The sequence below is a fragment of the Solibacillus sp. CAU 1738 genome, from assembly GCF_039888725.1.
Lineage (GTDB): Bacteria > Bacillota > Bacilli > Bacillales_A > Planococcaceae > Metasolibacillus.
The window spans coordinates 509484-536062 of sequence record NZ_JBDQQN010000001.1 but is presented as its reverse complement, the minus strand read 5'-3'; the positions used below and the strand labels follow the sequence as shown (position 1 = coordinate 536062).

At 36.0% G+C, this 26579-nt stretch carries 30 protein-coding genes, 1 riboswitch and 1 other annotated feature; of the genes, 12 read left to right on the top strand and 18 right to left on the bottom strand.

Annotated features, from left to right (window positions below; all coding sequences use genetic code 11):
- Positions 1 to 31: 31 nt before the first annotated feature.
- The 11 genes from AAFN87_RS02685 to AAFN87_RS02635 form a co-directional block, all read right to left on the bottom strand.
- A complete protein-coding gene (locus tag AAFN87_RS02685; RefSeq protein ID WP_347789438.1) occupies positions 32 to 712 on the bottom strand; it encodes a hypothetical protein in 681 nt (226 codons plus the stop codon).
- Complete coding sequence (locus AAFN87_RS02680) at positions 709 to 1206, bottom strand: ECF transporter S component (RefSeq protein ID WP_347789437.1); 498 nt, start codon at positions 1204 to 1206, stop codon at positions 709 to 711. The genes AAFN87_RS02685 and AAFN87_RS02680 overlap by 4 nt, the downstream gene beginning before the upstream one ends.
- A 2-nt stretch (positions 1207 to 1208) precedes the next feature.
- Positions 1209 to 1616 carry a bifunctional adenosylcobinamide kinase/adenosylcobinamide-phosphate guanylyltransferase gene (locus tag AAFN87_RS02675; protein WP_347789436.1) on the bottom strand — a complete coding sequence of 136 codons (408 nt, stop codon included), beginning with the start codon at positions 1614 to 1616 and terminating at the stop codon, positions 1209 to 1211.
- On the bottom strand, positions 1568 to 2158 hold the full coding sequence (locus AAFN87_RS02670) for a histidine phosphatase family protein (RefSeq protein WP_347789435.1): 591 nt from the start codon (positions 2156 to 2158) through the stop codon (positions 1568 to 1570). The genes AAFN87_RS02675 and AAFN87_RS02670 overlap by 49 nt, the downstream gene beginning before the upstream one ends.
- Positions 2131 to 2901, bottom strand: coding sequence for an adenosylcobinamide-GDP ribazoletransferase (gene cobS, locus AAFN87_RS02665; RefSeq protein ID WP_347789434.1), 771 nt, complete (start codon positions 2899 to 2901; stop codon positions 2131 to 2133). The genes AAFN87_RS02670 and cobS overlap by 28 nt, the downstream gene beginning before the upstream one ends.
- A 7-nt stretch (positions 2902 to 2908) precedes the next feature.
- A complete protein-coding gene (locus tag AAFN87_RS02660) occupies positions 2909 to 3460 on the bottom strand; it encodes a bifunctional adenosylcobinamide kinase/adenosylcobinamide-phosphate guanylyltransferase (protein WP_347789950.1) in 552 nt (183 codons plus the stop codon).
- A 73-nt stretch (positions 3461 to 3533) separates the two neighbouring features.
- Positions 3534 to 4493, bottom strand: coding sequence for an ABC transporter substrate-binding protein (locus AAFN87_RS02655; RefSeq protein WP_347789433.1), 960 nt, complete (start codon positions 4491 to 4493; stop codon positions 3534 to 3536).
- The gene (locus AAFN87_RS02650) at positions 4490 to 5035 is read right to left on the bottom strand and encodes a hypothetical protein (protein ID WP_347789432.1); all 546 of its coding nucleotides are present in this window, start codon (positions 5033 to 5035) and stop codon (positions 4490 to 4492) included. Before AAFN87_RS02650 ends, AAFN87_RS02655 begins: the two co-directional genes overlap by 4 nt.
- Positions 5036 to 5181: 146 nt before the next feature.
- Positions 5182 to 5374: riboswitch (cobalamin riboswitch) on the bottom strand.
- Positions 5375 to 5531: 157 nt separating this feature from the next.
- The gene (locus tag AAFN87_RS02645) at positions 5532 to 5948 is read right to left on the bottom strand and encodes a Fur family transcriptional regulator (protein WP_347789431.1); all 417 of its coding nucleotides are present in this window, start codon (positions 5946 to 5948) and stop codon (positions 5532 to 5534) included.
- A 5-nt stretch (positions 5949 to 5953) separates the two neighbouring features.
- Complete coding sequence (locus AAFN87_RS02640) at positions 5954 to 6811, bottom strand: metal ABC transporter permease (protein ID WP_347789430.1); 858 nt, start codon at positions 6809 to 6811, stop codon at positions 5954 to 5956.
- A gap of 12 nt (positions 6812 to 6823) precedes the next feature.
- Complete coding sequence (locus AAFN87_RS02635) at positions 6824 to 7570, bottom strand: metal ABC transporter ATP-binding protein (protein ID WP_347789429.1); 747 nt, start codon at positions 7568 to 7570, stop codon at positions 6824 to 6826.
- A gap of 102 nt (positions 7571 to 7672) precedes the next feature.
- On the opposite strand from AAFN87_RS02635, the gene AAFN87_RS02630 reads away from it, so the two are divergent.
- Positions 7673 to 7912: a hypothetical protein gene (locus AAFN87_RS02630; protein ID WP_347789428.1), complete on the top strand. Its 240-nt coding sequence runs from the start codon at positions 7673 to 7675 to the stop codon at positions 7910 to 7912.
- 236 nt (positions 7913 to 8148) lie between these two features.
- Here AAFN87_RS02630 and dacB read toward each other — a convergent pair whose 3' ends face one another.
- From dacB to AAFN87_RS02615, 3 genes are all read right to left on the bottom strand, one after another.
- The gene (gene dacB, locus AAFN87_RS02625; protein ID WP_347789427.1) at positions 8149 to 9573 is read right to left on the bottom strand and encodes a D-alanyl-D-alanine carboxypeptidase/D-alanyl-D-alanine endopeptidase; all 1425 of its coding nucleotides are present in this window, start codon (positions 9571 to 9573) and stop codon (positions 8149 to 8151) included.
- Between the two features lie 158 nt (positions 9574 to 9731).
- Positions 9732 to 10616, bottom strand: coding sequence for a deoxyribonuclease IV (locus tag AAFN87_RS02620; RefSeq protein ID WP_347789426.1), 885 nt, complete (start codon positions 10614 to 10616; stop codon positions 9732 to 9734).
- A 12-nt stretch (positions 10617 to 10628) separates the two neighbouring features.
- Positions 10629 to 11930, bottom strand: a complete 1302-nt coding sequence (locus AAFN87_RS02615; protein ID WP_347789425.1) for a DEAD/DEAH box helicase — start codon at positions 11928 to 11930, stop codon at positions 10629 to 10631.
- 232 nt (positions 11931 to 12162) lie between these two features.
- On the opposite strand from AAFN87_RS02615, the gene vrrA reads away from it, so the two are divergent.
- From vrrA to AAFN87_RS20005, 4 genes are all read left to right on the top strand, one after another.
- A complete protein-coding gene (gene vrrA, locus AAFN87_RS02610) occupies positions 12163 to 12729 on the top strand; it encodes a VrrA/YqfQ family protein (RefSeq protein WP_347789424.1) in 567 nt (188 codons plus the stop codon).
- A gap of 68 nt (positions 12730 to 12797) precedes the next feature.
- The gene (locus AAFN87_RS02605; protein WP_347789423.1) at positions 12798 to 13766 is read left to right on the top strand and encodes a 4-hydroxy-3-methylbut-2-enyl diphosphate reductase; all 969 of its coding nucleotides are present in this window, start codon (positions 12798 to 12800) and stop codon (positions 13764 to 13766) included.
- 148 nt (positions 13767 to 13914) lie between these two features.
- Positions 13915 to 14322, top strand: coding sequence for a helix-turn-helix domain-containing protein (locus AAFN87_RS20010; RefSeq protein ID WP_481886433.1), 408 nt, complete (start codon positions 13915 to 13917; stop codon positions 14320 to 14322).
- 59 nt (positions 14323 to 14381) lie between these two features.
- A complete protein-coding gene (locus tag AAFN87_RS20005) occupies positions 14382 to 14936 on the top strand; it encodes an ISL3 family transposase (protein ID WP_481886432.1) in 555 nt (184 codons plus the stop codon).
- A 247-nt stretch (positions 14937 to 15183) separates the two neighbouring features.
- Here the strand turns inward: AAFN87_RS20005 and AAFN87_RS02595 are convergent, their stop codons facing one another.
- A complete protein-coding gene (locus tag AAFN87_RS02595) occupies positions 15184 to 15882 on the bottom strand; it encodes a response regulator (RefSeq protein WP_347789422.1) in 699 nt (232 codons plus the stop codon).
- Between the two features lie 10 nt (positions 15883 to 15892).
- A complete protein-coding gene (locus AAFN87_RS02590) occupies positions 15893 to 17491 on the bottom strand; it encodes an ATP-binding protein (RefSeq protein ID WP_347789421.1) in 1599 nt (532 codons plus the stop codon).
- Between the two features lie 63 nt (positions 17492 to 17554).
- Between AAFN87_RS02590 and AAFN87_RS02585 the strand changes: the two genes are divergently transcribed.
- The 4 genes from AAFN87_RS02585 (at position 17555) to AAFN87_RS02570 (ending at position 21980) form a co-directional block, all read left to right on the top strand.
- A complete protein-coding gene (locus AAFN87_RS02585) occupies positions 17555 to 18607 on the top strand; it encodes a DctP family TRAP transporter solute-binding subunit (RefSeq protein WP_347789420.1) in 1053 nt (350 codons plus the stop codon).
- A 262-nt stretch (positions 18608 to 18869) separates the two neighbouring features.
- Entirely contained in the window at positions 18870 to 20120 is a 1251-nt protein-coding gene (dctA, locus tag AAFN87_RS02580) for a C4-dicarboxylate transporter DctA (protein ID WP_347789419.1), read from the top strand.
- A gap of 273 nt (positions 20121 to 20393) precedes the next feature.
- Entirely contained in the window at positions 20394 to 20972 is a 579-nt protein-coding gene (locus AAFN87_RS02575; protein WP_347789418.1) for a YitT family protein, read from the top strand.
- Positions 20973 to 21227: 255 nt separating this feature from the next.
- A complete protein-coding gene (locus AAFN87_RS02570) occupies positions 21228 to 21980 on the top strand; it encodes a class I SAM-dependent methyltransferase (protein WP_347789417.1) in 753 nt (250 codons plus the stop codon).
- A gap of 345 nt (positions 21981 to 22325) precedes the next feature.
- Here the strand turns inward: AAFN87_RS02570 and AAFN87_RS02565 are convergent, their stop codons facing one another.
- The gene (locus AAFN87_RS02565; RefSeq protein WP_347789416.1) at positions 22326 to 23180 is read right to left on the bottom strand and encodes a LysR family transcriptional regulator; all 855 of its coding nucleotides are present in this window, start codon (positions 23178 to 23180) and stop codon (positions 22326 to 22328) included.
- A gap of 22 nt (positions 23181 to 23202) precedes the next feature.
- Positions 23203 to 24408, bottom strand: a complete 1206-nt coding sequence (locus tag AAFN87_RS02560) for an MFS transporter (RefSeq protein ID WP_347789415.1) — start codon at positions 24406 to 24408, stop codon at positions 23203 to 23205.
- A gap of 26 nt (positions 24409 to 24434) precedes the next feature.
- Positions 24435 to 24692 (bottom strand) — a binding site (T-box leader).
- Positions 24693 to 24835: 143 nt separating this feature from the next.
- Between AAFN87_RS02560 and AAFN87_RS02555 the strand changes: the two genes are divergently transcribed.
- The 3 genes from AAFN87_RS02555 (at position 24836) to AAFN87_RS02545 (ending at position 26319) form a co-directional block, all read left to right on the top strand.
- The gene (locus tag AAFN87_RS02555) at positions 24836 to 25240 is read left to right on the top strand and encodes a MarR family transcriptional regulator (RefSeq protein ID WP_347789414.1); all 405 of its coding nucleotides are present in this window, start codon (positions 24836 to 24838) and stop codon (positions 25238 to 25240) included.
- 132 nt (positions 25241 to 25372) lie between these two features.
- Positions 25373 to 26041, top strand: a complete 669-nt coding sequence (locus AAFN87_RS02550; protein WP_347789413.1) for a hypothetical protein — start codon at positions 25373 to 25375, stop codon at positions 26039 to 26041.
- A complete protein-coding gene (locus AAFN87_RS02545; RefSeq protein ID WP_347789412.1) occupies positions 26038 to 26319 on the top strand; it encodes a hypothetical protein in 282 nt (93 codons plus the stop codon). The genes AAFN87_RS02550 and AAFN87_RS02545 overlap by 4 nt, the downstream gene beginning before the upstream one ends.
- The last annotated feature ends 260 nt before the right edge of the window (positions 26320 to 26579 follow it).

The following is a 26579-nucleotide window of genomic DNA, read 5'->3' as shown; positions in this document are numbered from 1 at the left end:
ATGGATAAAACGACTTATTGACAGATTCATATTACATTTCATTACGCGGAGCCACTTCCGTAATCGGTGCCGAAACCTTACTGTAAAGCTTGTCAATATTTTGCTCTTGAACGGCAACGAGTACTGCTGCTGACGGTCCAGCAGAGTGAGTTAAATCTATTTCACATGTGAAGTTTTCACCTACAAAAGAAATTATTTCAGCCCCAATCCCTTTTGAACCAGTTGGCCAAACTTGCTGAATAACGCCGGTCGATAGAAGAGAATAGATTTCTGCTAAATTAGCAACATTTTCTGGTTGGTCGATGACTTGCTGACCAACTAGTGGTTTGCCAATAACAAAAAAACGGCATTGCATTTTTGATGGTGTAAATTGCTGCTTGCCAATCATTGTTAAGCTAAGGCCCGATTGTAAAGGAGCAAAATTTGTTTCAGAGGAGCCAGTAATTGGTGGCATTTTTTGTCCAATCTCTCGGAAAACACGTTCGCAGCCTTTAACATATTCTTCCCATGCAGTATCACTAGTAAAATTCGCTAATAGCAACTGAATCGGCATTGCACCCGCGCACCACTGTTCTAAAATAGCAGTTCGAGCAGTAAAATAGGCGGCAATTTCATTAGGTACATAAACTACATCAGCCTCTTTTTCACCAATACAAGCCGCATTATCAATTGTCACAAATGTTGTCGCATCAATTTTAATGGCATTTCTCATTTACTCGTTTCCCATTTCATCATTTTTTTTACACGACTAATAACTGGCACACAAGCCATAACGATTACAACGTTAATAACTGTTGCCACGAACAGAGAAGGTAATGCGCCTAAATAAAAAGCTGGTGATATAAGGAAATAAAACGGCAGCGGGGATAAGATTCCGTTAGCCAATATTAAAAATGGCCACTTTGTCCATTTAAAATTGTGTTGATGTAGCTTGGCAAAAATAAAGACGATGACAAACATCTCTACTGCAATTAATAAATGAAATGGCCCGAGTGGCATCCCTGATGTTAATGCTGTAGCTAAATGGCCAATAGTCCCGACTGCTCCAGCATAGAGTGGAGGTAAAAAAAAGACGGATAAAAAGGCAGGTGCAGAATCAAGCGCTGCAGTTGTGATAAAACCTGGCACCTTTATAAAGCTTCCAATTACACAAATAGCTGATATGAGTGCTGCTAATAATAAATAACGTAATTTATCTTGCTTCATAATCATTCTCCTTTCAGCACCTGTGGTAGACCGTACCATATGCGTGTAACCGTGCTACTTTTTTCAAATAACGCTTGGTACAAACGCCCGCAAGTATCTCTTATAAATCGCTGTTGTCTATCAAGTGGAACGATACCACGTCCGATATCGGTACATATACAAATTAACGTTGTGCAATTGTTAATTAATAATAATCGCTCCATTATTGAATCTACTAGTTGATCTTCAGACTGTAAGCTAGCATTTGCAATAATACTTTCAAACCGACTAACGATGACAATATCAGACGGTAGAAAATCAGCTAGTTCTGGTAATACCCCATCGTACAGGTGAATATGTCCATCACCCTTGAATTTTTCCATTACAAACTTTCTTTTACCGTTATAGGCACCTCCGATATAGACGTGCATTGGGTGCCCTCCTTCCATGAGAAAAATTCTTTCCAAGAACAAGTATAAATAGTGTCATGCTTGGCAGTAACATCTTGAAATGGTTTATGTAAAAATGCTGCAAGCCAAACTCTTATGACACCACCATGAATGATAAATGTATAATTTCCTTGCTCACATATAATGTCAGTTAAAGCAGTAAATACTCGCTTTTTAAAATGTTGAAAGCTTTCTCCATCCGGTGGTGTAACATTTTCAGGATCAGTTACCCACGCTCTGTATTCAGCATCATTTTTCAAGTCTTCATATGTTTTCATTTCAAAATGTCCAAAATCCAACTCTCGCAAATTGGAATTAGCGACATAATTTGCGTTTGGAAAATATAAATTTGCGGTTTGCTTGCACCGTAATAAATCACTACCATACACTATTTTTGCATCTAAAGGCATATTCACAGCTTCAACATTTACGAGTGGTTCATCTGTATGACCGATATATTTACGTTCAATGTTTGCTTGTGTTTTTCCGTGCCGGATTAAATGAATAGTAACAGCATTGCCCATAATATTATTTCAGTCCCTTCATACAATGCTCCTAACAAATCCCCTGTCATACCACCGAAATTTTTCTTCGTCCAATGGCGATATAGGACAATGATGACAAGCATAAAAAGAGCTAAAATGAACATATTCCACTGTCCAAAATAAATTGCAACGCCTAGTAATACAAGTAAAAAAAGAGTACAAATTAAAAGTATTTGTTTCGCATTCACTAGTCCTTTAAAATAGGCAGCAAGTCCTGTAGTTTTTGCCGTTTTCATCGTTACAAAATAAAACAGCATGGCTAGACGAGCTAGCAATGGAATCGCAATAAAATAGAATAAATGAACATCCCTAGTTAGTGCTTCATAAAAGAATCCTAGTTTTAACAACAACGCACATACAATCGTTAGTACTCCGAATGCTCCGACACGTGGATCATCTAAAATGTCTAGTCTCTTTTGTTGATCTTTGTATGAAAAAAAAGCATCTCCTGTATCAATTAATCCATCGACATGTAAACCGCCCGTAATGATAATACTTGTAATAATTAATAAGATGGCTAGTAAAAGCGTTGAAAAATGAAAAAAATGTTCATTTATTTGGATAATACATATAGAGGTTACACCCATTAGAAGCCCAAGAAATGGCATATTTGCATACATAGCAGTTACTGATTTTGCTGTTAATGGTAGCTGTTTTTTCACCGGTATTGCAGTGAAAAATTGAAAGCATAACAATAAACCAGTGGCAAAGTTTTTCATCATGACACCTCTATTTCCAGCGATTCACGTGCTTGTGATCAATTTCATATGCTTCATCGCAAAATACGACTAGCCATTGTGAAAGCTCGCCTAACAATTTTTTATATAATTCTACATCTGCATAATGCGATTTTTGTTCATCTAATACTTCATTCGATACAATAATAACGGATACGTTGCTTGCTTTCCAACTCATTAGTTGCTGTTGAAATGTCACGATATATTGCTGTATTGCCTCATTACGACCTAGAATATTCTCCGTTTTGTATAATACATTCGAAAGCCATGTCGTAATACAGTCCCATAAAATAACTGTTCCAGTAGTAAACTGTTCAAGCTGGCTTGGCAATACATCTGATACTTCGATTGTTTGCCAGACGATGTCACTTTCCAGACGATCTTTTTGGTGGCGTTCAATCCGTGCTTGCATTTCATCATCAATCGCTACACCCGATGCAATATACAATAGCTGTTTTTTGTTATAGACAGAGTATAGTTTTTTTGCATAGTATTCAGCAAAAGCACTTTTTCCGCTTCGAACACCACCTGTAATAAACACCATTCTCCCCAATTTTTTATTCCCTCTCTTTACAGGAAAAAGGGAGCGAGCATATGCTCACATCCCTTCAATCAACTTATTTAAATAATTCTGGATATACTGTTTCTGCAACTAGTTCTACTGCGTCGCCAATGCGTGTACCTGGGCGGCTTAAAACATCAGGATCTAGTAGATACACTTGTTGACCTACAATCGCTTGCATTTTATCCCAACCAGTACGTGCTAAAATTTCTGCCACTGGATCACCATTGTAGTTAACCGTAGTTAAAACTACTTGAGGGTCTGCAGTAATAATACTCTCTTCTGATACTTTAAACCAGCCTTCTTGGTCAGCAAAAATATTTTCAACTCCAGCTATTTCTAAAATCTGCTGTTGGAAAGTTCCTTTACCTGCTGACCAAATGTCTGGAGATGGTGCAATTTCAAAGTACACTTTTTTCTTTTCTGTTAAAGTAGCCGTTTTTTCTTGAACTGTAGCTACTTGATTTTTTATTTCTTCAACTACTTCTTGACCTTTATCCTCAACACGCATAACTTCTGATAATTGAATAATATCGCTATAAACATCATCAAATGATGTTGCTGAATTAATAACAAATACTTTTAAACCCGCTGATTCAAGCTGTTCAATTTGTACTGGATCACCCATTGTATACGCTACAACTAAGTCTGGTTGTAACTCGATTACGCGCTCACCGTTAATTGTGTATGAATCTGATACGCGTTCAATATCAAGTGCTTCTTTAGGATAATTATCATAATCTGTTGCACCAATAATTTTATCGCCTACTCCTAAAGAGAATAATATCTCAGTATTACTTGGTTGTAATGTTACGATTGTTTCTGGCACTTCATCAAATGTTACATCAATTCCACGGTCATCTTTTACTGTATAAGGACCTGATTGTTCTTCCTCTGCTGCTTGTTGTCCAGCTGATCCAGTTTCTTTTTCTGGCTCTGCGTCTTGTGTGCCACATGCAGCTAATAATAATGCTGCTGCAAGCGGTGCTATCCATTTACTTTTGAACTTGTTCATTTTACTTCCTCTTTTCGTTTTTTTATTGGGTATGATTTACTAACAAATTCGATTTCTGGCTGGCTACTCACTTTGTTCACGTAAAGTGTCATAAGGAAAAAGACATTTGCTAATAATCCTAAATAATTAAATAAAATTTCTGGTACTTCACGTTCTTCACTTACTTTATGGAGTGCACGAAATGATTTTTTTGCCTCGCTTCGGCAAATATGTAGTCTTACCGCTGCTTCCACACCTTGAGGAAGTACAAAACGATTAAATTGCTCACCAACATGCTGTAAATAGAAATCATAACGGTCACTTAAAAACTGTAAATCTTCTTCTGTAACAGCTAGCTTACCACGAACAGAACCGTTTATATGGTATGCCATTGGATGAATAACTTTTAAATCGTCCACAATTACTTGTACTTCTTCTCCTTCAAGTTTAGGAAAAACTGAGCCTATGCGTGTCGTTAATGAATCTGTCCGAATTTCATAATCTACTAAGCAGCTTTTCTCACGCATAAATGGATAACATGAAAAGCGCATATCTTTTTTCACTATTTCCCCTCCTTTTCCAGGATTTTCAAACCCCTTCAGACAATAAAAAAACCACCGCAAAGAACGATGGCATGTAGTTAATTACATATTAAAATATAAGTAATTCATTTCATTGCCGTACATTCTCTTTAATTCCGAAGAGTTTTTGTGACGATGAGAAAAAGATAGGTCTCCTGGCTCACGCTTTCGTTCATTTAAGTACCTTCCCATTCTTTTGAACAGTGGCATAATCTTAAATTAATAGCGCATACAGTTACGGACATAGCTTCGGCATTTCACCGAATTCCCTTTTATGCAAAAAGCATCTTTTTCCTTGCAAACTTATTCACCTGATTAAAAATGTATCATATTTAATACAAATTTTATAGAGTCAATTTATAATATTGCCATATTTTATGAATTTTTAAACAAAAAACAACTATAACTCTACATTTACCTCATCAAAATGTTGCCTACTCTTAAGATAAATCTGGATAAAGCATATTGCCAAATAATTTTATAATTCTTTACAATCCGGGCACTTTCCATAAATTTCGAATTTATGTGCTTCGATTTCGTAGTTTGGTAGTTTTTCACCAAGCATTTCCATCGGACACATTGCTAATTCTTTAACATTTCCACAATCACGACAAATAAAATGATGATGGTGATGATCCGATTCACAATGCATACGAAAATTACGCTCACCATGTAGCTCTGTTTCATCTAGAATACCCAGGTCTACAAATGTTGCTAAGTTACGATAAATCGTATCAAAGCTCATTCCAGGAAAATCTTGTTTCAGTACTGATAATAAATCACGTGCTGTTAAATATTTATCGGTTTGCGAAAACATGTGTAAAATCAGTTCGCGTTTGTCTGTTTTTTTATAACCGTTTTCTTTTAAAATTTCCCATGCGCGTGTTACATTCACAGTTACTACACTCCTTTTGATGTCGCCGTAAATTGCATATAAAGTTTTTTCAAGAATATGACAATTAGTAAAATTAGGATTGATGTCACAACAATTGTCCCGCCAGGCGCTAAATTTAAATAATACGCACTAACAAGACCAACTAATACTGATAATTCACCAAAAACAATAGCTAAAATAATTGCTTCTTTAAAACCTTTTGCCAAGCGCATTGCTGCTGCAACAGGTAATGTCATTAAGCTTGACACAAGTAAAATCCCAACGATACGCATACTTGCTGCTATAACAAGTGCTACGACAATCATGAATAACAAGTGTATCCATTTTGCTGGGAGTCCACTTGCTTTTGCGTATTCCTCATCAAATGATAGTACAAATAGCTCTTTAAAAAATAATGTCAAAAATATAATAACAACAATTGCGATTGCAACTACAACCATTAAATCTTGCCTCGAAACCGCGGATACAGACCCGAATAAATAGCTCATTAAATCAGTATTAAAACCACTTGCTAAAGAAATAAAAATAGCACTAATACCTATGCCCCCCGACATAATAATCGGAATAGCTAGTTCTTCATAATGCTTATAAAGTCTACGTAAACGTTCAATCAAAATCGAACCACTTACCGATGCGATAATCCCTAAATAAATCGGATTTAGAAATGCTAATGCTGTAACAGACTGGCTTAAGTAAAGACTGCCTGCAATCCCCGCAAGCGTTACATGTGACAATGCATCTGCAATTAGCGACAATCTTCGAACAACGATAAAGACACCAAGTAAAGGGGCGATTACCCCAATAATAAGCCCTGAGAAAAAGGCGTTTTGTAAAAATTCATAGTGTAATATTGCTTCAATCATATGCCTTCTCCTTTAATGAATCTTTCGTACTTTATGGCCATACCAAGCATCAAGTTCTTGCTGAGAGATGACATCAAAATCATTTTTATAACCGTGGAAATGAATTGTTTGATTTAAACAAGCAACGTGACTAATACGATCCGATACAGTGTCGACATCATGTGTTACTAATATCATAGTCATTTGTCGTTCCTCGTTTAATTTTGCTAGCATATCATAGAATGATTGTACATTTTCATGGTCAATTCCGACAGTTGGTTCATCTAATATTAGTAGCTTCGGCTCCGCAATAAGTGCTCTTGCGATAAACACACGCTGCTGTTGACCGCCCGATAACTGCCCGATATTACGATTTGCAAACTGTTCCATCCCAACAGATTGTAGCGCTTTTAATACACGATCATGTACATCCTTTGGCAATCTTTTAAATAATCCTGTTTTTTTTGCTAACCCACTTTTCACGACTTCTTCCACTGTCGCTGGGAAGCCTGAGTTAAAAGCATTCGATTTTTGGGAAACGTAACCAATCCACTCACGGTGCTTAAACGTATTAGCATTTTCTCCAAATAACTCAATATTCCCGCTCATCGGTTTTAGTAAGCCTAATATTAATTTTAATAATGTAGATTTCCCTGAGCCGTTCGGACCGAGTAGAGCAAGGAAATCCCCTTCCTCAACACGGAATGAAATATTTTTCAGCACTTGCGTGTATTCATATTGAAACGATACATTTTTTAATTCTATCATCGTTTTTCTCATTATATCTCTTCTTTCTAATTCAAAATCATTACGATTTACAATGTGTTAGTATAGTTTACTTGATGTGTTTTGTAAAGGTAATTTACCTGAAAGGATGATTTTTTGAAAGCAATTGAATTTTATAATTATTTAATGAGAGCAAGTGATAAAGAAGTGCAGGCATTCGTTTTGAAAAATACAAATATTGAGTTATCAATCGGTGAGGTAAAACAGCTACGCCCATTAATGGCAGGGGCAAATGTAAGTTGGATTTTCAGCGGTATTCCAAAATCAGTTTTGAAGGATGCAGAAAAAGTAATAGGTAAATCAAAACTAAAAAAATTCATGAAATTAATCGAGTAAATTATTATTTACTAATAGAAGATATAACGCTTCTTGCTTACACTCCATAAAATGACTTAATTTTTAGTTTAACTATAGTGTAAAGCGCATCTTCGAAAAGAGACGCGCTTTCATTTAACATTTAACTTTAGCATACTAGTGTAAAACGATTTAAAGACTATTCTATTTTATAACCTTCTTAAACGCAAAACAGCAAATAACTCCATTTCAAATTACTTTAAGAAAGTCCATTTATTTTAATAATTTTTTATTATCGATTCTACTACTCGGTCAATACCGTTTATAGCAGCAGGACTTTTATTTTCTACCATAATAGAGAATGCATATTTTCGACCGCTATTTGCCGTTACATAGCCTGCTAGTGTATAAACTTGTGTGAGACTACCTGTTTTTGCAACAACTCGATTTCGAAGCTCAGCTGTATCAAAACGTTTGCGCAAGCTTCCCCCTACAAAACGATCTTTTTGCCCACCTATAGGTAAACTATTGTAAAAATTATTATAGACAGGCTGCTGTTGCATAATAAATAATAAAGATGTTAGCTCATTAGCCGACACTTTATTATTATGTGACATACCTGAGCCATCCTCAAAACGCCATTTTGTTACATCCAACCCGATTGTCTTAGCATAATCACGCATAACTACTAAGCCACTTTCCGTATTGCCAATACCGCGCTCTTTTTTCCCTATAGTTTTCACTAAAATATCAGCAATACTATTATTACTTAGCTTCATAAAAATTGGATATAGCTTGTCGAGTGGCATTGACTGTTTCGTATATAAAAGTTTTGCTGTATTAGGCGTTTTATGCCGCTTCAAATTAGAAGTTGTTGAAAATCTTATTCCAGCTGATAACCAAGTATCCTTTATCGCATGTAAAGTATTAATCGTCGGATCATTTAACGTGACCCACTCCTTTACCGTACTCCCTTGTGGGATATTTCCTGCAATTACAACCGTATTCGTCCCATAATTCCGTTTAACAGTTACTGTATTTTGAGCACCTCGACTAACCGTACGCGCTTTGTTTACAATTTTCATTCCACTTGCATTTGGTAATGCAGTGAAAATAGGTGCTTTCCCTGCTGTAGTGCCTGTCACATTAATAATAATCGTCCCTGCATCGTAATCTTCATTTGGTGACATCGTTAAAGCTGTCGTTCTGGCTGCATAATATTCCGTTTCGTCATCTTTGACAATTCCCGGTGTTAAATGACTACCAGTAAATAACGAATCATCACCGTAAATATGCCCGTTTATAGTTCGAATACCCTTTCGTTTTAGTACTTTGGCAAATGTAATAAAATCACCTTTTTGTAATGTAGGATCACCACTGCCTTCTATGTATACATCCCCATATAAAACATCATTTTCTATTTCACCATCAATATATAATTTTGTAGTAAATTTAAAATCATTCCCGAGCACTGATAATGCTGTCGCTCCTGTTAACAGCTTTAATGTTGATGCTGGTTTCATTAATGTATTTCCACCATGCTCGTATAAAACATGCCCAGTTGATAGCGATCGTAATGACACGCTTACATTAGAGGAACCTAAATTTTCCGTAACGGATGAATCTAGCACATTTGCAGTTGCCGACACTGGCATATTGAAAAGTAATAAAAATAATAGCATAAAGATTGATATTTTCCTCATCCATTTTAAACCCCTTCTGTTGTATATTAATTTCACCTAATTACACATCAATATATTGAAGAAGTAAAGTAATATTTTGCCTATTTGCCCATATAAAAAAGCAGTACAAACTTTAAATTATTAGTTTGTACTGCCTAAGTTTTTAGTTTTATAGTTTACTAGCGCATTGCGTCTATTAATTCCGGTCTAAATTCACCGTCACGTAACATTGCAATTTCGTGTAAATATGGCGCTTTTTTTGTTTTAGCATCCGAACCAACGAAAGGCGTTTCTAAAATTTTTGGTATGTGCATTAATTGTTCATGGTGCACAATATATTTTAGTGCATCAAAACCAATTTCTCCGAAGCCGATGTTTTCATGTCGATCTTTCGCTGCACCGCGCACATTTTTAGAATCGTTAATGTGAAGTACTTTAAGTCGATCGATGCCTATAATTTTATCGAATTCGTTTAATACACCATCAAAATCTGAAACTACATTATAACCTGCATCATGAACGTGACAAGTATCAAAACAAACAGAAAGGCGTTCATTATTTGTAACACCATCTATTATTTTAGCGATTTCATCAAACGTACGACCGCATTCACTACCCTTACCTGCCATCGTTTCTAGTGCGATTTGTACAGGATAGTCTTGTGATAGTACTTCGTTTAAGCCTTCAACTATTTTTGCAATACCTGCATCTACACCCGCGCCAACGTGAGCACCTGGATGAAGCACGATTTGTGTTGCTTCTAGTGCCGCTGTACGCGCTATTTCCTCTTGTAAGAAATCAACACCTAAACGAAAAGTTTCAGGCTTTGTCGTATTCCCTAAATTAATAATGTAAGGTGCATGCACAACGATATTGCTTAAGCCGTGTTCCTTCATATGCAACAGACCGTTCATGATGTTTAGCTCTGCAATTGCTTTACGACGCGTATTTTGAGGTGCGCCTGTGTAAATCATGAATGTGTTAGCACCGTAGCTATGTGCCTCTTCACTTGCCCCAAGTAGCATCTTTTTGCCACTCATTGATACGTGTGAACCTAGCAACATTCTCGTTACCCCCTACTTTTTACCACGATTTTTAATACGACGCTCGCGTTTTTTTATTTTTTCCATTTCCCACTTCATGTTACGTTTATAACCTGGCTTTACTTTTTTAGGCTTACGTACCATTGACTTAGCTTTTGCATCTATTTCATTTTCTTGCTTCACGCGATTTTTACGTTGGTGACGATCTTTTAACTCCGTCCATTCACCATCTTTCACGTCTTTTTGAACAAATGGAATACCCATTTTTTCAATACGTGCTAAAGCATCCTCGTCCTCAGGCTGGAATAATGTAATAGCTGTTCCTTTATTTCCAGCACGCGCAGTACGACCTACTCGGTGAATGAAGAATTCTAAATCATCCGGAATTTCGTAGTTAATAACATGCGAAATCCCTTGAATATCAATACCTCGCGCAGCAAGATCTGTTGCAACGATATATTGGAATTCTAAATCACGAATTTGTTTCATCATCTGTTTACGTTCACGCGGGCTTAAATCACCGTGAATTTGACCAGCACGTACGCCATTTTCTGCTAAAAAGCCTGCTACTTGCTCAGCAGTTTTACGCGTATTACAGAAAATAACAGCTAAGAAAGGATTAATCCCTTTAATAACATCAAGTAAACGAGTGTTACGTGATTTTGAACGAACAGGAACTAATACGAAATCAATATTTTCAGCAACTGGACGTTTATCATTCATATGAATATGAACTGGTGAGTCCATATATTTCTTTAAGAATGGCTGTAATTTCTCAGGAATAGTTGCTGAGAATACAAACATTTCTAGTTTTTCTGGCATATGACTTGCAAAGCCATCGATTTCTTCTATGAAGCCCATATCGAATGCTAAATCTGCCTCATCCACTACAAGAATATTAGCTGTATGCACAAGTAACGCATTTTCTTTCACTAAATCTTTAATGCGCCCCGGTGTTCCAACAACGATGTGCGGCTGATTTTTTAACTTATCAATCGAGCGTTGCTTATCTGTTCCACCGATAAATAATTTCGTTTGAATTTCTGTGCCTTCTATTAATTGGTTTAGGGCGTCAAAAATTTGCTGTGCAAGCTCACGAGTTGGTGAAGTAATTACCGCTTGCACCTCTTGTTTGTTTTCTTCTATTCGTTGCACAATTGGTAATAAGAAACTATGTGTTTTCCCTGTCCCAGTATGCGCTTGTCCGATTGCACTCTTTCCTTTTAGTACGAGTGGAATCATTTCTTTTTGAATCGGTGTCGGTTCAATGAAGCCGAGTTTTGCAATTGCGTCCTGCAAAAATGGCTTAAATTGATAATCAGTATATTTCGACATTGTTCGTACCTCCTTACATCTTTTCTATTGTATCATGATTCATCCATTTACGTGTGATTACGTGTACAAACTCAAGCAAAATATTTTAAAATAATATTACATCTACAATTAGAGTTGAATTGAATTGAATTGTATTTATATAATTGCTGAACGCGAAGGTGACCATTTGCATATCATATCTTTAAATCCCCCTATGAGTCCAATAGTAACTGTGCGAAGAAAGGAGAAATTTATGCGTCCGTTTAGTTATTACCCTGCACAATACCAAATGAATCCATATAACATGATGCCAGGTGGCTTCTCTCCGTTTATGCGCGCACCTGGTTTTATGCAACGAATGCCCATGCCTAGAGCAATGCCTGGAATGCCTGGAATGCATGGAATGTCTGGAATGTCTGGAATGCCCGGAATATCTGGAATACCTGGAATGTCTGGAGCAGTTTCAGGGGCCATACCCGGAGCTGCACCCGTACCAAAGCTTGATTCTATTTTACAAACAGCTAATTCATTTATGAATAATGCTCAGAAATTTACACCGTACGTTCAGCAAGCCGCGCCGATGTTCAAAAATTTACCAGCTCTTTGGCGTATGTATCGAGGTTTCTCAAATTCATCTTCAGATGAGTCAAGTACGATTCCTACAAAAAGAGAGTCACGGAATATACGAGATTCCAGCAATTTTGACGAAAGAAGTGAATCTGACAATATTCGTGGAAGGAAAAAGACTGAAAAACGCGTAGACTTAACACCAAAACCATCCGTTCCACGTATTTATCAACCGCCTTTTGACATTTTCTAACCGAACTTTTGTATTCACCGCACCCAGTTTGCTATAATGGGGGCAGTGAAGCGAAAGGAGTTTGAACGATGCAAGTTATTAAAATTAATCCACGCGGTTATTGTTATGGAGTTGTTGATGCAATGGTTATCGCAAGAAATGCCGCAATGGATAAAACATTACCTAGACCGATCTATATTTTAGGCATGATTGTTCATAATAAACATGTAACTGACGCATTTGAGCAAGATGGTATTATAACGTTAGATGGTGAAAACCGTAAAGATATTATTGAGCAAGTAGAAGAAGGCACTGTAATTTTCACGGCACATGGTGTTTCACCTGAAATTCGTGAAATTGCAAAACGTAAAGGACTTGTTTCTATTGATGCAACTTGTCCGGATGTTACGGTGACACACGATTTAATACGTGAAAAATCAGCAGATGGATATGACATCATTTACATCGGTAAAAAGGGACATCCTGAGCCTGAGGGTGCTATAGGTGTAGCACCAGACCATGTTCATCTTGTTCAATCGATGAAGGATATCGATAATTTAACAATAAATAATGATAAAATTTTAGTGACAAACCAAACGACTATGAGTCAATGGGATGTTGCTTTCTTAATGGAAAGCTTGAAAGAAAAATTCCCGAATATTGAAGTGCATAAAGAAATATGTTTAGCAACACAAGTACGTCAAGAAGCGGTCGCTGAGCAAGCTGGTGTCGCAGATTTACTTATTGTAGTAGGTGATCCAAAATCTAATAACTCAAATCGTTTAACACAAGTTTCAGTAGAGATTGCGGGCACACCATCCTACCGCGTAGCTGATCTTAGTGAACTTAAACTAGAATGGTTGGAAGGTATCAATACGGTTGCCGTTACAGCTGGTGCTTCAACGCCAACGCCAATCGTAAAAGAAGTGATTAATTTTTTAGAGAAATATGATCCAGCAGATCCTGCCACACATGAAATCGTTCGCACGGTTACACTAGATAAAATTTTACCGAAAATTAAAGAACCAAAACCTGTCGAGAAAATTTTGCCTTATTAAACAATAAAAAGTATGGTTTGGAATTCCGAACCATACTTTTTTCTATGGTTCTATAATATTTGTTGGGGTATACAAACAATTTCGCACAAAAAAAGCACAAGCTCACTCTTTTTTATATACTTGAATTGACGAGAAACAAGTAAAGTACATGATTATCGGATGCAAAAAATTTAGCATCTTAAATGGTTTGAATGCCTTACGATTTTATTTTATAAGCGTCATCGGTATGCATGTACTTGTGGCAAACGTTTTTCTGAGAACACCACGTTTTATAAACCTCTATCAGCGTTTTACTAAGGAATGGAATCAGGTTGTTCGGATTCGTTCAATGAAGGCGAAAACGTTAAAAGAAGCAACGGAGGTACTCGGTACTTCTTCAACAACGGTGATTCGTCGTTTTAAGCATTTGGTGACAACCCTTCCAAGTGATGTTCAGTTACCACGTGCCATTGCGATAGATGAATACAAAGCAGATACGGATGCAGGTAAGTATCAGTTGATTATTGCGGATGCCGAGACTCATGCGCCAATTGATATTTTACCGAACCGCCGTTAAGAAACAATTAAGCAGTATTTACAAGAGAACGGAGCGAATGTAGAAATTGTAGTATGGTCATGAACCCAAGTTTTAAGGCTGCTGTGAAAAAGGCATTGAATCGTCCGGTTATTGTCGCTGATCGTTTTCATTACTGTCGCTATATTCACTGGGCAGTGGATGAAGTACGTCGTAAAGTACAGAAACAATGGCATGCATATGATCGTAAAAAAGCGAAAAGAATGCGCTACGTATTACATAAATCACCTGAAACTTTAACACCGAAAGAACGGTGGTATTTGAAACGATACATCGACATGTCACAAGAATTGAAAGAAGCGTATGAATTAAAGGAACTGTATAAGAAGTGGCAAGAGAGTGCGAAAGAAGAAGAGAATATTTCTGTCGTGAAAGCTGGTTTAGAAGCTTTTTACCGTAAGGTAGAAGAGACTAAAAATCCAGCCTTCTTAAAAGCTATTAAAACGTTTAAAAATTGGCAAGTTGAAATTCTAAATAGTTACGCGTTCGGCTATTCGAACGGTTTTTGGAAGGGATTAACAATACTTCTAAAGTCATTAAAAGAAACGCTTATGGTTTTCGAAAGTATGAACATTTTAAAGCAAAGATATTATTGAGTTATGTATATAAAAATGTAGGAGTGCATCTTGGTTAGAAAGATTACGTTGATTGGAGCTCAGGGCAGCCGACTTCTGCGGGAACAGCACGGGCGGAAAATCAAATTGTTTCGGTTCCATCCGAAACAATTTAGTTGGAGCCGTGCCCGCGAAAAGCGTGCTGCCCTGAGCGGAAATCAACCTCTTTCGCAAGAAAGAGTGCAGTGAAAGAATTCACTACACCCCAACATTTATATTAGAACCTTTTCTATATAAAATACTGATTAATAGGACGTCCAATACTTCCGTACTGCACATCTACTTTTATCAAATTACGTTTTTCCATGAAGTCTAAATAACGTCGGGCTGTTACACGTGCTACCCCTATCCCGGCTGCAACTTCATCCGCAGAAGCACCACTCTTTGTTTCCTTTAGAAAATTCAACACTTTATCTAAAGTAGTACGATTAAACCCTTTTGGTAACTCATGTTCCTCATGCCGGGTTATCGTTTGTGGTATTTCTTTCGCTTGCCCTTGCTGCATTAAATCATCAAATTCCTTTTGAGTTAAATGATCAATACCTGCCACTTGCTCTTTATATGTCCGATATTTCAAGAGCGTTTGCTCCATTCTCTCAAATGTAAAAGGCTTCATTATATAATCAAATAACCCGAGATGCATCATTTTTTGAATAGTCTGTAAATCGTCAGCCGCCGTGACTGCAATGACATCGACAAGCAAATTTTGTTGGCGAATAAGACGCAAAGCCTCCATACCATCAAGTTCTGGCATATAAATATCTAATAATACTAAATGAGGCTGTAATTCTTTGATTTTTTCAATTCCGTCAAGTCCATTCCTTGCCATTTCTATTATCTCAAATCCTTCTACACGTTCGATAAACTGTCGATTTACTTCACGTACCATTGGATCATCTTCTATAAGTAATACTGTTTTTTTCTCCATAAAACCCCACCTAAATTTCAAACGTAATCATAAACGTTGAGCCTTTTCCTTCTTCACTAATAACTTCAATTGAGCCTTTACCCTTATCTACAATTTCCTTAATTAAAAATAGCCCGATACCTCCATGTGTACCTTTCTTTGTTGAGAAGCCATTTTCAAAGATGTTTTGCACTACTTCTTCTGACATTCCTGCACCATTATCAGCAATTTCAATGGCTAAAATGCCATCATTATCATCAATTGAAATCGTAACTTCTTTTTGTTCTCGCTGTACTCCTTGTAAAGCATCTAACGCATTTTCGATTAAATTACCGAATAATATAACAAAATCATGATGGTCTAATTGCTTAGGGAAATTAGTTAACTTACTTTCTTCATCAATGACAACATGTATACCTAATTCACTACCACGAGTTATTTTACTAAGAAGCAAACCAGAAATATTTTCATTGTAGATGCGTTCGTTTAAAAATTTCGTTACACGGTCATGCTGTGTTTGCACTTCTGATAAATATTCAAGTGCCTGATTTGCATGACCAAGTTGCAGCAAACCTGCAATTGTATGTAACTTATTTTTGTATTCATGTGTTTGAATACGCAGTGCTTGAACAAAAGCCTTTACCCCCGTTAATTCTTCTGCTAATTGCTTAAAATCCGTTAAATCTTGGAATACTGCAACCGCCCCTACTGTTTGATTCTTTACACGTATCGGAATCCTGTTACTTAAAATGCTATGCTTATTTATATAAAGCTCTTGGTTATAAACTGACTTTCCACTCTCTACAATCTCGGGAAGGCGTGTATCCGGCAATATATCAAAAATCTTTTTTCCTATATACTTCTTTGGTTTGTCCTCAACGCCTAAAATTGCAGCTGCTTTTTTATTAAAAATTGTAATTGTTAGATTCTTGTCTACTGCAATAATGCCGTCATGCATGGCGTTGAATGTCTCAGTCCTCTCTACATACAACTTAGCAATTTCGTGTGGTTCCAACCCAAATAGCTGTCGTTTAATGTGCCGCCCTAATGTATGTGCTCCCCATACACTAAATATCAGAGACAATACTACAGAAAACAAAATTTCAGATTTATATTTTTGAGCTAACTCCCATAACGTCGGCAACGAATACCCAGCTACAACAACTCCAATTTGTGCTTTGTCTTCATTGATGATAGGCACTAACGCACGAATCATCGTACCGGATTCTCCTTTTGCTTTAGAAGTATAGTAATGTTCAGCAAAAGCTGCATGAATATCTGTAGATTGACTAGGCTTCCCTATTTCTTGAGGAGAAGGATGGGAAAGCTTTATACGGTCCATATTCATAACAACAATATATTCAGCACCATTAATGACTCGAATATTTTCCACAATACTATTTATTTTTTCAGCAGCACTGTCAATATCATCACTTTGCACAAGTTGTTGCAAATCAGGTAAATCGGAAATCGTCCTAGCGACAAGCATCGCTGTCTGTCCAATCGTAGTTTCCTGTTCCTTTAATAAGTTTCCTATTAACAAAATACCGCACACAAGAAAAGAAAAGGCTAGTATAAAAAATGTTAGCAAGATAATTTTCGTATTCATAGTTAACTTTCTTATTTTCATGGCACTTTCGCTCTTTTCTTATATAATATATCTATACAAACAATTTGAAATTTGGTGATTTTCTTGCGTAATTTTATTTTTGGTGTTATTTCAGCCTTCATTATCTTAATAGGTATTCTTGCGTATCGTCAAAATATTTTTCAACCTGAGTCACTTCCCTATGACGACGAGCAAGCCGGATTAGACGAGCAAGTGGTTATTAACTTTAGCCATGTTGTCGCTGAAAACACACCTAAGGGACTTGCTGCAACTCGTTTTGCAGAACTTGTAAACAAAAAAAGTGGTGGGAAAGTAATTGTTTACATCCATCCAAATGGCGTTTTATATAATGACTCGAACGAATTAGAGGCGTTACAAAACGGAAATGTTCAAATGATAGCCCCTTCTATTTCCAATATGACGAATAAGTTACCTTCTTGGCAGCTTTTTGATTTACCGTTCTTATTCAAAGATGATGAACAAGTGGCAGCTGCTCTGACAGGCCAACTAAGTGAATCTCTCCTAGAAGAACTCGACTCTTTACATATTAAAGGTTTAACATTTTGGAGCAGTGGCTTCAAACAAATTGCTGCCAATACACCTATTGTTAACATTGAAGATTTCGAAGGCTTACGTATCCGCACAATGCCGAGTAATATGTTAAAGCAGCAATATGAAATTATGCATGCGATCCCTATCACCACTCCTTTTACTGACATTTATGAAGAGCTGGATTCAATGCAAATCGCCGCTCAGGAAAATACAATTTCAAACTTATTCTCAAAAGGATATCATAAAACTCATGCTAATATCACACTATCTAATCACGGGATTTTATCCTACGCAGTTATGATAAATGAAGGATTTTGGGAGGAATTAGATACCGAAACACAGCAAATAATTACAGACTCACTTGCTGAAATGTCTGAGTGGCAGCACGAATTAGCTATTGAGTTAAACGAAGAAAACTTACACAAGCTCGAAAACAATAAAGAGGTTTCTCTCTATACTATGAATGAAGAAGAAACCCTCAAATGGCAACAAGCTGTACGCCCTATTTATGACGTATACGCACAAAGATATAAAAAATATATGAAGCTATTGCTTAATGATTTAGAAGTTCAAAATAACAAATAAATGAACAAAAAGAACAAAACTAGACAATCAATCAAAATTGATTGTCTTTTTTATTTGTTATAGTACAAAAATAAATAATTCTATATCAGTATTATAACAGGCGTAACCATTGATATATTAACATTCCCTAAATTTCTCTTCGAATAATTAACGAAAAGAACGTTAAATCCTTTAAAAACAAAACATCCTTTTCTGAAAATTCTTTGCTAGTATATGTTTTGTGAAAGCGATACCAAAACATATAACACAAGGAGAACGGAATATGAAACTACTTAAAAATCTCACAGTTCAAGTTATTATTGCCATTATTCTAGGTATTATCGTAGGAGCTATTTTCCCAGAATTTGGAGCAAGCCTAAAAATATTAGCAGACTTATTCATCAAATTAATCAAAATGTTAATTGCACCTATTATCTTCTTAACTGTCGCTGTTGGTATAGGCAGCATGGGTGATATGAAAAAGGTTGGTAAAATCGGTGGGAAAGCATTACTTTATTTCGAGATCGTATCAACAATTGCCCTTGCAATTGGCATCACTGTAGCGCTTCTAGTTAACGCTGGTTCAGGCATTGATACATCAAAAGCTGAGGAAGCAGATATTTCGAAATATACTGCTGCCGCTGAGGAATCAGATCAAGGCTTAGGTGCTTTCATTTTCAATATTATTCCAGACAATGTAGTAGGCGCACTAGCTAACGGTGATTTATTACCAGTATTATTCTCTGCTGTATTATTTGGTTTAGCAGCTGCCTCTCTTGGAGAAAGAGCAAAGCCAGTTATTACATTCTTTGAGCAAGTTTCAGAAATTTTCTTTAAAATCGTTAGTATGGTAATGCGTATTTCACCAATTGGTGCATTCGGAGCGATGGCATATACAATCGGTAACTTTGGCTTAGGCTCATTAAAATCACTTGGTTTATTAATGGGCGCAGTATATATCACGATGTTTTTATTTATAGTATTCGTTTTAGGTTCAATTGCAAAATACTTCGGATTCAATATTTTCAAATTCATCGGTTATATTAAAGATGAGATTTTTCTAGTAATTGGTACATCTTCATCCGAATCCGCACTACCATCAATTATGCGTAAATTAGAAAACTATGGGTGCTCTAAGCAAGTAGTAGGTTTAGTAGTGCCAACTGGATACTCATTCAACCTAGATGGTACATCAATCTACTTATCTATGGCAGCCCTGTTCATTGCGCAAGCTTACGGGATTGATTTAACATTGATTCAAATCATTACACTTCTAGGCGTACTAATGATTACATCAAAAGGAGCAGCTGGTGTTACTGGTTCAGGTTTCATAACACTTGCGGCAACACTTGCGGCTTTCCCTATGGTACCTGTTGAAGGAATCGCACTACTAATTGGGGTTGACCGCTTCATGTCTGAAGCACGTGCAGTAACAAATTTAATCGGTAACAGTGTAGCATGTGTCGTAGTTTCAAAATCAGAAAATGAATTTGACGAACAAATGGCGGCACAAGCAATCCCTTCAAAAGCATAATTTTTTTAGAACTAATTTGGTAAGTAGGGTTTCTAATTCCATACTCTTTCATTAAACCGCATCGTACTGGTGCGGTTTTTTTATATTTCCGAGCCCGAATATTAATATTTGGTTATATGACTGCTAAAAAATGATGTTATATCCTAACATTATTAACAACTTCAGCATAATAAAACAGCTATAAACATAGTTCACCTTAACATGTATCCATTAACATGTTCAGTTCATTTTTCACATACGATAAATACATGTCCAGTATTATTGGGAGGTTGTATGTATTTTCTAACGAAAGGCTTAGTTATCATTATTGGTAGTATCTTTATTTCTTTAGGGATTAATTTATTTTTAACGCCCTATGAAATATTAGACGGCGGGATTGTTGGGTTAGCGCTAATTTTGCATTATTTGTACAACTTAAAAATCGGACTTATGATCATTATTTTAAGTATGCCTATTTTTATTATTGCATGGTTTAAATATCGAGCTTATTTCTTCAATAGCTTGCATGGGTTAATTATTTCTTCTTTATTAATTGATTTATTGAAGCCTATTCGTTCTTTTATTCATATTGATGCAATTTATAGCTCCATTTTTGGGGGTATTTTTATAGGTTGCGGGATTGGTTTAATGTTACGATTTAAAACAAGTACAGGTGGTACCGATCTTATCGCCCAGTTTCTAAGTGATAAAACAGGCATAAATGTCGGAATTTTAATTTTCATAATAGACTCTTCAGTTATTTTACTTGGTGGACTGTTATTATCTACTAGAACACTATTACTATCTATCATAATGATACTAGTCGTTAGCATTACGACCAGTTTGATAATGAAGGAAAAGGTCTCTGGATAAACAAAGATTATTCAACGTAGCAAAAATAAATATGCAATTTAAAATGCTCTTACCGTGATGTAAATCATAATTGTGAGAAAAAAGACCAATGTTTCGCTGTTTACTACATAAGGATTCACTTGTAGAAAAAATCTATTTATGTAATTTGCTCGAATATTAATAACCATTCAGAATCAACTAACCTAATAATCATTATTAGATTGAAACTGCAGCTCGTGATACGCTTATTTTACTAAGAAAAAGGAGCTGCATAAAATGACTCAATGGAACGCTACACTATACGATGAAAAGCATAATTTTGTATCAACTTTTGGAGAGAGCCTTGTTACTCTTTTGAAGCCACAACAAGGTGAGAAAGTGCTTGATGTTGGTTGCGGGACAGGAGATTTAGCAAATGACATTGCTAAATCTGGGGCAACCGTAACTGGCATAGATGCTGCCGGTTCGATGATTGAAATAGCAAAAGAAAAATATCCTACTATCGCATTTTCCGTGCAGGATGGTGAGAGCTTTTCTTTCCCTGCACAGTTTGATGCCGTTTTTTCAAATGCTGCTATACACTGGATGAAAAATCAACAAGCTGTCATCCAAAATTGTTATGATGCGTTGTTGCCTGGTGGGCGTTTCGTCGCGGAATTAGGCGGTGCTAAAAATATTCAATCGATTATTAATGCTATACAGGGTGCCGCTGAACGTTTAGCCATACCTTATAAACAAGAGTTATTTCCTTGGGTTTTTCCAACAAAGAAAGAAATGACCGAACTACTAGAAAATGCAGGTTTTGAAATAATTGCAATCGATCATTATGAACGACCAACACCGTTAATTGGTGAAGATGGCATTCGCAATTGGCTTGATATGTTTTCCAATAATATGCTTAATAACCTATCAAGTGAGGAAAAAGAAGCACTTTATACAGAATGTGAAAATATACTACGACCGCGATTGTATAAAGATAATACTTGGATCGCGGATTACTGGCGGATTCGTTTCATTGCGATTAAATAACTCGCTAAAAGCAGCTTCATCATTTTCGAAGCTGCTTTTTTTGCATATATTCGGTAATAAAACTATCGATTTCTACAAATCTCATATTACCGTAGACCATTCCTCACTGTACTTAGAGTAGTTTGTGTTGTAGCAAGGGCTTTTCGGTGATGTGTGATGATTTAGGTAGGAATGTAAACTAGGTGAGCTTGAATTCGCACAAATTCTTAATACCTCCCCTGCCGAAAGTCATGATTCGCCCGTGGGAACCTTGATTGCGCTCATGGCAACCACAATTTCGCCCGTGAGAACCTCGATTTCGCCCATGGGAACCACAATTTCGCCCGTAAGAACTGAATTCACACGTTAACCTAGACTATAAATCTCTATACATATGTCTGTGAACTGCTCAAATAAAGCACACGTATATTTTGTATGCATGTATGTTGCAGACTGAATTTCTCCTTGAATTGGAGGAACTTGAGCAAAAAGTTCTCCCCTCTGTACTTCGGTCCGCACAACACTTTTCGGTAAAAACGCAATGCCCATGCCTTGTTTAATAAAATTTTTAATAACCTCTGTTTGATTTAATCGCTCTATTTTGCACTCTTTTGGCAAATGCTGCTCCACCTTTTCCCAATACGGTGAAAATGAATGTGTATAAATCGGCGATGTTTTAATTAAAACATCGTAATTTCCCTTATCGAAAGGTCGTGCAGCAACAAGCATAACGGGTTCATTGGCAATGATAATCGAGATTAACTCTCTTGTTGAAGGAACCTTCGAAATTCCAATATCAATATACTGCCTAAACACCGCCTCTCCTATTTCATTCGACGGTAAGATTTCAATTTCTATCTTAATATCAGGATGAAGCTTATTAAACTTTTTCACTATTAAAGGTAATGTGGAATTGGCAATTTGCGGTGCAACACCTAGTGTAACTTTTTCGGTATAGCCTATTTGAAACGCCCTTAATTGCTCCGTGATTTCATTTTCCAACTGAACCATTTTTTGAGCTCTCGGTAAGAAGTAATGTCCATTGGCATTTAAATGGATACGCTGCTGTACTCGATCAAATAGCTGTAAATTTAATAGCGCTTCTAGTTTTCTTATTTGCTTTGTTACGGCAGGCTGTGTCATCATTAGCTGCTCAGCCGTTTCACGAAAGTTTTGCCTTTGTGCTGCTACAATAAATGTTTTGAGCAAATCAGTATCCATTTCCTACTCCCCCTATCCGAAACTAAACAACCTTTACTTTTACTATTTTACAAACTATTAAATAGCCAAAACTCGAAAGCACATAAATGATACTTATTCCTACAACTAAAATTCTTAAAGAATAAGAAATTGTTAAAATCCCAACAATGACTATACAAATAACACCAACAAATGCTTCGAAAAATGAACAAACACTAACCACTCTTCCGAGCATACTTTTCGGAATTTGCTTTTGTCTAAACGTTAAAAAGCCTACATTCACAAATGCTTGTGTAAATGTTAAAACAAAGAAACCAATTGCCGCAAAAGAAAAATCTGTTGCAAATGCATAAATGACATAGCCTATCGCTGTGAAAATAGAGCCGTATTGAATTAAACTTGTATCTAACCACTTATAACTCATTTTTGCATTAATGATGGATCCGAAAATGACACCTAAACCAGCAATGCTTACTAATAAACCATAACGCTCTTCCGTTAAACCAAGTGTTTGAGTTGAAAATGCTGCTTCAAGTGAATCAAGTGCAACCATTAGGACCACTGTTGTACTAACAAATCCATACACAAATATAGTAAAACGATTATTTTTCGCAAACTTGTAAACAGCGCTCCAATCTTCCTTAATTGTCTCAGAATTTATTTTTACTTTAACTAAATTTGATTTAAAAGCATACTGTACAAAGCTCAAAAGAAAAGCAGACAATACAAGAGCAATCCCATTTACATACATCGCCTTACTGGGACTACCAATAAGAAAAAGTAACCCAGCTACACTTGGACCTATAACAAAACCAGAAGATTGCACAAAGCTTTTCAAAGCATTGAATCTTTGCTGTTTCTCGGCTACAACAATATGAGTTGTACAAGCAAAAGAAGTTGTTTGAAAAATACTGTTCATCATTTGAATGATAAAGCTAAATAAGTAAATCACAATAACAGAAGAGAACTGAGCCATTAAAAAGATGAATATGGCTCGCGCTATATCAAGAATAATCATTAATTGTTTTTGGTTGCAGCGATCAATATAACTACCGGCCCAGCTATTTGTTATTATTGTAGCGATATAGGGTAATACATATAGGACACTAACGGCAATAGCAGAGCCTGTCAGTTGCAACACTATTAAATTTAGTGCAATAAAATAAATCCATTCACCTATATTTGAAACCCAAATACTACTTAACAATAGTACTTCATTGCTTTTTAAATCGGTTTTCTTTATATACAAAAAAACCCCTCCCTAAGATGTTTTATCTTAGGGACGGATTCGTAAATGAACGAAACGTGGTGCCACCCTATTTCACTATAGCATTACCGCTATAGCCTTTATCAGTACGGCAATTGTATGCTTATACTGCTGCTCTATAACGGGAGCTCCCGTCATGTCATCAAATTCAATCCGACATACCACTCCAAGACTTGCTTCAGTATAGGCTTTTCTGCTTGCTTTCACCAATTCAAGCTCTCTGTTAAGAAACTTCCTAAACCTACTCTTCTCTTCATAGTGTTTCGGAAATAGTAACAAAATTCCAAATTATTTTCAACACCAAATAAGTAATAAACTCAAAAGAATGTAGTAATGTTGGCAGAAAGTAAAATAAATTATATACTTACTATAAATTTTAATTAGTAAATAATAATTAGGCTGTGATTATATGTCAAATACAAACTATGTAGAAATTATTATGAAAGAAATGCTTGAAATACAGCATAAATCAAAAATGTTTGTCAACTTACTCTCTGAAGGAGAATCGTTATCTCAAAACCAGCTCATTCTTCTCATTCAGCTAAAAATTAATAGAGGTATGAAACCAACTGAAATAGCTGAATTTTTCAGTGTTACACCTGGAGCGGTAACATCGATGTGTGATAAACTCGAAAAATTAAATTTAGTACATCGAATTAGAGAAGACGATGACCGTCGTGTAGTGAAAATGAAATTAACGGATAAAGGTGAAGTTCAAGTTCAAGAAATATTTTTGAAATTCCCACAAGAAAAACTTACAGAAATAGCAGAAGTATTATTTAATGTTAATCAGTTAATGAAAAATATTTTTTAGGATTTCATGAAAATGAAATCCTTTTTTTATTTTCAGTTAATTATTGACAAAAGGCACAAAAATAAGTTTAATTAATATATATTTTAATTTTTAAAATATATATTTTTTAAAATTAAATTGAGGTGACTAATTTTGAAACATGAACTAATTCAAAATTCGCGAAGCATTACCGTTAATAGCGGAAAAATTAAAGACATTGCGAGAAACATAGAACAACTAAATATTCGTGGATCTGTTGCAATACACCAAGAACTTCATTTACAAAAAATTTCTATACATGGATACAGCTCTTTCTATTCAAATGTTGTAGCTCAATTTTTAAAAACATCAGGTACATGTAAATTGAAAGATAATTGTCAAATTAATGAGATTAATAATACGGGAAATTTATTAATAAGAGATGGGCAAATAACAACTTTGAATAGCTCAGGAAAAATTACAATTGAACAGAGTTTACAAGCAGGGGAAATAAACGCAAATGGTATAGTGAACGCTTCAAAAATTCAAGCACAACATTTTCATTTAACTATGTCTGGTGAAAGTATAATTGATGAGCTGTTTGCTGACAGTTTATTTGTCAAAAAAGATAAATTATCTTTCTCTATTTTTTATAAAAGGCTGAAATGTAAACATATTAAAGGGAAAAAGCTAAACATTTCTTTTACAATTGCAGAGTGTATAGACGGAGATGAAGTAATTATAGGAGATAAATGTATTATACAAACGCTTTATTACACAGATAGCTATACAATTTCGCCAAATGCGAAGGTGCAACATATTATTCGGAGGGAAAAGGAATGAAAGTTTTAAAGATTATTTTCGCCTTTTTTTGTTCCCTAAGCATTTTAGTTTTATCCGTTTTATATACAGGGGTACTCTTTTGTGCGCTCTTGTCCATAATTGCAGGCTTTTTAAGAACTCTCGGTATCGACCAAATAAAAATGACCATTTGGAATGGTGTTGAACTTCCAGTAGCTTTTAGTATTCCATTCTCACTCTTCATTTCTTTACTACTATTTTTCTGTTCCACTTATGTTAAACGTTCGATTGTATTCTGTGTATCAAAGCTTAGATTTTGATGATTTTGTTCTAGCTGGTTTGATTTCCGTTGCGGCTGAGGACAACATGATGTTGGTCATGAAGGCGTTGTCACACGATGTGACGACTTTAGCCTTCGTTCCAAAATCCCTGGGGGCGTCCGATGAGCCTCCTCACTGCGTTGCGGGGTCTAGGGCCAACAGGACGTTGGTCACGAAGGCGTTGTCACATGATGTGACGATCCTAGCCTTTGTTCATATTTAACGCTAATCCCCAAGGAGTCACGCTAGCTCCACTCCAA

Bases quoted from the DNA above. Each gene is read 5' to 3' on its own strand.
- AAFN87_RS02635 (WP_347789429.1), bottom strand. From the start codon at position 7,570: ATGAGAAAAACGATGATAGAATTAAAAAATGTATCGTTTCAATATGAA.
- AAFN87_RS02680 (WP_347789437.1), bottom strand. From the start codon at position 1,206: ATGAAGCAAGATAAATTACGTTATTTATTATTAGCAGCACTCATATCA.
- vrrA (WP_347789424.1), top strand. From the start codon at position 12,163: ATGCGTCCGTTTAGTTATTACCCTGCACAATACCAAATGAATCCATAT.
- AAFN87_RS02575 (WP_347789418.1), top strand. From the start codon at position 20,394: ATGTATTTTCTAACGAAAGGCTTAGTTATCATTATTGGTAGTATCTTT.
- cobS (WP_347789434.1), bottom strand. From the start codon at position 2,901: ATGATGAAAAACTTTGCCACTGGTTTATTGTTATGCTTTCAATTTTTC.
- AAFN87_RS02555 (WP_347789414.1), top strand. From the start codon at position 24,836: ATGTCAAATACAAACTATGTAGAAATTATTATGAAAGAAATGCTTGAA.
- AAFN87_RS20005 (WP_481886432.1), top strand. From the start codon at position 14,382: ATGAACCCAAGTTTTAAGGCTGCTGTGAAAAAGGCATTGAATCGTCCG.
- AAFN87_RS02545 (WP_347789412.1), top strand. From the start codon at position 26,038: ATGAAAGTTTTAAAGATTATTTTCGCCTTTTTTTGTTCCCTAAGCATT.
- AAFN87_RS02670 (WP_347789435.1), bottom strand. From the start codon at position 2,158: ATGGGCAATGCTGTTACTATTCATTTAATCCGGCACGGAAAAACACAA.
- AAFN87_RS02570 (WP_347789417.1), top strand. From the start codon at position 21,228: ATGACTCAATGGAACGCTACACTATACGATGAAAAGCATAATTTTGTA.
- AAFN87_RS02660 (WP_347789950.1), bottom strand. From the start codon at position 3,460: ATGGTGTTTATTACAGGTGGTGTTCGAAGCGGAAAAAGTGCTTTTGCT.
- AAFN87_RS02675 (WP_347789436.1), bottom strand. From the start codon at position 1,616: ATGCACGTCTATATCGGAGGTGCCTATAACGGTAAAAGAAAGTTTGTA.
- AAFN87_RS02685 (WP_347789438.1), bottom strand. From the start codon at position 712: ATGAGAAATGCCATTAAAATTGATGCGACAACATTTGTGACAATTGAT.
- dctA (WP_347789419.1), top strand. From the start codon at position 18,870: ATGAAACTACTTAAAAATCTCACAGTTCAAGTTATTATTGCCATTATT.
- AAFN87_RS02655 (WP_347789433.1), bottom strand. From the start codon at position 4,493: ATGAACAAGTTCAAAAGTAAATGGATAGCACCGCTTGCAGCAGCATTA.
- AAFN87_RS20010 (WP_481886433.1), top strand. From the start codon at position 13,915: ATGATTATCGGATGCAAAAAATTTAGCATCTTAAATGGTTTGAATGCC.
- AAFN87_RS02565 (WP_347789416.1), bottom strand. From the start codon at position 23,180: ATGGATACTGATTTGCTCAAAACATTTATTGTAGCAGCACAAAGGCAA.
- dacB (WP_347789427.1), bottom strand. From the start codon at position 9,573: ATGAGGAAAATATCAATCTTTATGCTATTATTTTTATTACTTTTCAAT.
- AAFN87_RS02615 (WP_347789425.1), bottom strand. From the start codon at position 11,930: ATGTCGAAATATACTGATTATCAATTTAAGCCATTTTTGCAGGACGCA.
- AAFN87_RS02620 (WP_347789426.1), bottom strand. From the start codon at position 10,616: ATGTTGCTAGGTTCACACGTATCAATGAGTGGCAAAAAGATGCTACTT.
- AAFN87_RS02605 (WP_347789423.1), top strand. From the start codon at position 12,798: ATGCAAGTTATTAAAATTAATCCACGCGGTTATTGTTATGGAGTTGTT.
- AAFN87_RS02590 (WP_347789421.1), bottom strand. From the start codon at position 17,491: ATGAAAATAAGAAAGTTAACTATGAATACGAAAATTATCTTGCTAACA.
- AAFN87_RS02595 (WP_347789422.1), bottom strand. From the start codon at position 15,882: ATGGAGAAAAAAACAGTATTACTTATAGAAGATGATCCAATGGTACGT.
- AAFN87_RS02640 (WP_347789430.1), bottom strand. From the start codon at position 6,811: ATGATTGAAGCAATATTACACTATGAATTTTTACAAAACGCCTTTTTC.